We start from the raw sequence: 4,148 nt of genomic DNA on the forward strand, positions 1-4,148 counted from the left end.
TAAATTAGAATTAAACTCAAAAGCCTTTCGTGTTCAGACTCATTGGAGTTTGCTAGTTAGGAAGCCTCTAGCTCTTTAGCTAGAGGTAGTTCACTCTGTTTAGTGTTTTGGTATCCCTACTTAGTTTGGACTTTTTCAAAATCTCATCATAATACTCTTTGCCCTGTTTTGCCTCCTTTATCTCTTCGGAAGTGAGAGGGGTTGCAAAGGTTGTAGTTGTAAGGAGAAGTAGTAGTATCAATAGAGTTCTTGCAAAACTAGGAACCGATGGCTTTAGCCTCGTAATATTCGAAACTGTTGTCTCCGATTCCAAGATGTATAATAACTTTCTCATAACACTACCACTCAAAATTTTCATTACAAAATGTTGAAAACCTAAGTTTGGTCTCACCTATCTCAATCGTATCACCATCTTTAATCGGTTCAGGACTATAGACCCCCGCATCATTTAGATAGCTAATATTCTGCCCATCACCACTTCTAAAGATAAACTTTTTGTGTTTGGTATCATAGATAATAAACGCGTGTCTATCCCTAGAGATGGTCTCATCTCCAAAATCAACACAAATCATATTGGAGCGACCTCGACCGATGCTGTTTTGACCTGCAACCACTCGCAAATCATTCCCTCTGCCTTTGCCCTCTACAATAACTAACCAACCAACCACTGGCTCTACCTCATCTCTCTTATCTTTGTCTCTTTTGACTTTATCTATAGAGATTGTGGCATCAGGATTTGGTTTTTGACCCCCTCCACCTGTTATTTTATCTTGGATGTTTTGGCTCATAGGGTTTGGTTTTGGTCTTGGTGGTGGGTTCATCTGCTCTGTCTCCTTTTGTTGATAAATATACTCCTCTGTTGGTGGAACAAAATTTGAGCCACCACCTCGATTACCATTAGGGAATTTGCCAAACTCTTCAGTCTTTGGAACAGGTCTGTTTGGTGGAGTAGGACGGTTTTGGTTGCCATCACCTCCCCAAACCTCTGTCTTTTCAGGCTGTCGTCTAGCTCCACCAGCTCTACTTCCTCTTCTGTTATCAAAAAAACCTGCTCCTCCTGTTATCTCTTGGGAGCAGTAGGGACAACTCTTATGTTTCTCTTTATCTGAATGTTTACCACAATTACTACACTTTTCCATCTGCATGATTAACTCCTTTTTTAGTTCTGTTTACATCTGTTTGATTGTTCTCTTTACTACCGTTATTTTCCTCTGTTTTATTGGACTCTTGCGTTAAACTCTTACTTTGGTTGCTATCTTGTTTTTGAGTGGTTTGATTATCATCTGTTAAAAGCAAAGCTCTACCTCTATCTGTAAACAAGATAGTTCCAATAATTCCAACAAGTACTACCAAAAGAGATAAAATAAGTATGAAATATCTCTGCAAAAAGCTTCTCTTTGGAGTCTCTATCTCCTCATCTATTGTCTCACTCTCTTCCCAATTATCCTCTTCTATCGCTTCTTTTTTAGGTTTGTCAGCAATCAGAGTAGCAACCCCCACGCTAATATTGTCACCACCACTCCCCCCTCTCTCTCGTGCAATATCAATCATACTCGTAAGTGCTGTACTCAACTCAAAGTTAAAGAGAAAATACATCATCTCCTGCTCATCAACATACTCCCAAAAACCATCAGAGCAGACCAAAACGATATAGTCACTGTTGTAGTTTAGTTGATAGGAGTAGTGAGTAGCCTCCACATGTGAGTCGGGTCCCAAACTCTTGGTAAGCTTGTTCTGGTCAGGGTGCGTTGCCATCTCATGCTCCTCTATCTCACCCATCTGCAAGAGCATCTCAGGCACAGAGTGGTCACGACTTCGTATAATCAACCCCTCCCTATCAAAGATATAGACTCTACTATCACCCACATTGGCAAAGTGAACAGCATTGTCCAGTATCAGTGCTAGTGTGGCTGTGGTGCGGGGGTCTTCACCACTTTGGTTGGCATAGAGGGCTATCTCATCCTCTGTTTCGTATATGATATTATTGAAAAACTCTTGATGATGATAGTAGTCATAGCTCTCAAAGTGGTTTCGTGCAGTAGAGATAAAAATCTCTGATGCTCTCTTTCCTCCACTATGTCCACCCATCCCATCACCCAGAGCGATAAGGACATCATCACCATTATGTACAATATCAACACTGTCTTGTTGGTCTTTTCTAGCTCCTTGGTCTCTCTTGTCTAAATATTTAATCTTTCTCATATTTTTTCCTTAAATTTTTTTTAGAACATTCATAAACTCATCTATAGAGGCTATTCTATCTCTTTGGTCTATGGCAATGGCTCTCATTACTACGGCTGTTAACTCACTGGAGTATCCATATGGTCTGACATATAAATCTACATCGTTCTCTAAAAAGCTATTGAGACGAGTGATATAGTTCTCTAGTTTAATATCTATACCAATCATTAACCGATACAATACGACACCCAAAGCGTAAATATCAGATGAACTATCTATATATTTATCAGCCAAAATATAGTTGTAGTCTCTCTCTGGTTGAGTAATAGATATGTTTTTATATTGGTAGTTTAAAATCAACAAATCACAATACTCAGCCCAACCCGTATGAGCAAGTAGCATTCTCTCTTTGCCTATCAAGATGCTATCAAGTGAGATACCCAGATGCAAAAAAGAGTCATCTCCACAGTTGTGAAGATAGTGTAGAGTCTCTAAACCAATATTTATCACACCATCTTCATCTAAAGTGGTGGTATCTGTCACATAACGCATATACTCCTTAAGTGTTAGAGTATCATCATCTAACAGTTGGAAGTTCCCCACTATACCACTCTGCGACAGATAAGGTCTTGGAAGCCACTCTATGTTTTGCTTACAGGCAGAAAACAGAAGATACTCTCTGTATATCTCTGTAATCTCCTCAAAAAAATCTCTATCTCTATCATTGATTAATGCTCTTGGATAGAACTCATTAAATAGACAATCTCTTTGAGTCTCAAATATATATTTTGCTTTATATCTATTTTCACTACTATTTTTCTCTAAACACTCTATAATTTCAATATAGCTATTGCTGTTTATATTTAAAATAAACCCCTTTGGCAAAACACCATCCTCTCTTTTCTCCTCACCATCACCACTATCCGAAAAGAGAAACTCAAACCACTCATCAACCGTCTGAAATCTCTCCTCTCTTCGAATCATCATCGCTTTCATAAGTGAGTTTAGCAGAGTGGTATCATACTCACCACGAGGATAGACAATGGGGTCACTACCATGACCAACAAGTGCATTGATTCTATCCGATGCTGGTGGTGGTCTCTCCCCTGTCATTACCGAATAAAAGGTTGCACCCAAAGCATAAAAATCACTCCAAGCCCCCTGATTGGAAGCTTTGGTCTCATACTGCTCAGGTGGAGCATAACCATGGGTCAAAATCTGTGTAAAATCTTGTGACTTCTCACCAATAGCCTGTCGGGCCGCCCCAAAATCTATCAACATCGGCATCCCATCTTCTCGTAAAAAGATATTATCAGGCTTTATATCTCTGTGAAAAATATTATACTGATGCATCATATCAAGCCCATTGAGAATAGGAACCAGTAGATTTATAATCTCTTCACTTGGAAAGCTACCATAGGTTTTGATATAGTCCGCTAGAGTCATTCCCCTCTCATAGGGCATCACAAAATACTCTGTTCCAAAAGCTCTAATATAGTCTATAATCTGCACAATATTTGGGTGTTGAAACTGTGATAGTGCCGTTGCCTCTTTTCTAAACTTCTCTAGCCCTACCTCAAAAGAGTCCAAATCCTCTTGTGAGTTGGCAGTAATCTGCGTCTGGTCATCAGTTCGCATGATGGATAGTGTGGAGGGAAAAAACTCTTTAATCGCCACCAAGTTATGGTTTTGCAAGTTTTTAGCTCTGTAGACAATCCCAAATCCCCCTTGACCCAACACCTTCTCTATCTCATAGCCATCTAGTTGTGTACCGATATGGAGTGTGTTTGAAATGATTTTTTTCTGCATGGCTATCTCCTTTTTAGATGTTACACTTTTTACAAAACTAGGAACCGATGGCTTTAGCCCAATGCCAATGAATTAGCGAGGCTGAAGCCATCGTTTCCTTATATGCAATCTGCATTTTCGGAATCGGCGTGTTTACACCCGAACTATTTGGTTCAAAA

4 protein-coding genes are annotated in these 4,148 nt (G+C 39.5%); all 4 read right to left on the reverse strand.

Going from position 1 to position 4,148, the window contains the following annotated elements; genetic code table 11:
- Positions 1-79 precede the first annotated feature (79 nt).
- The 4 genes from GSY74_RS05315 to GSY74_RS05330 are packed head-to-tail and all read right to left on the reverse strand — an operon-like array spanning position 80 to position 3,990.
- Positions 80-334 carry a hypothetical protein gene (locus GSY74_RS05315; protein ID WP_164664067.1) on the reverse strand — a complete coding sequence of 85 codons (255 nt, stop codon included), beginning with the start codon at positions 332-334 and terminating at the stop codon, positions 80-82.
- 4 nt (positions 335-338) lie between these two features.
- The gene (locus GSY74_RS05320) at positions 339-1,145 is read right to left on the reverse strand and encodes an FHA domain-containing protein (protein ID WP_164664068.1); all 807 of its coding nucleotides are present in this window, start codon (positions 1,143-1,145) and stop codon (positions 339-341) included.
- Entirely contained in the window at positions 1,126-2,202 is a 1,077-nt protein-coding gene (locus GSY74_RS05325; RefSeq protein ID WP_164664069.1) for a PP2C family serine/threonine-protein phosphatase, read from the reverse strand. The genes GSY74_RS05320 and GSY74_RS05325 overlap by 20 nt, the downstream gene beginning before the upstream one ends.
- 9 nt (positions 2,203-2,211) lie before the next feature.
- Positions 2,212-3,990 carry a protein kinase gene (locus tag GSY74_RS05330; protein WP_164664070.1) on the reverse strand — a complete coding sequence of 593 codons (1,779 nt, stop codon included), beginning with the start codon at positions 3,988-3,990 and terminating at the stop codon, positions 2,212-2,214.
- Positions 3,991-4,148: the final 158 nt, after the last annotated feature.

The organism is Sulfurovum sp. bin170, from assembly GCF_010892395.1.
Lineage (GTDB): Bacteria > Campylobacterota > Campylobacteria > Campylobacterales > Sulfurovaceae > UBA1140.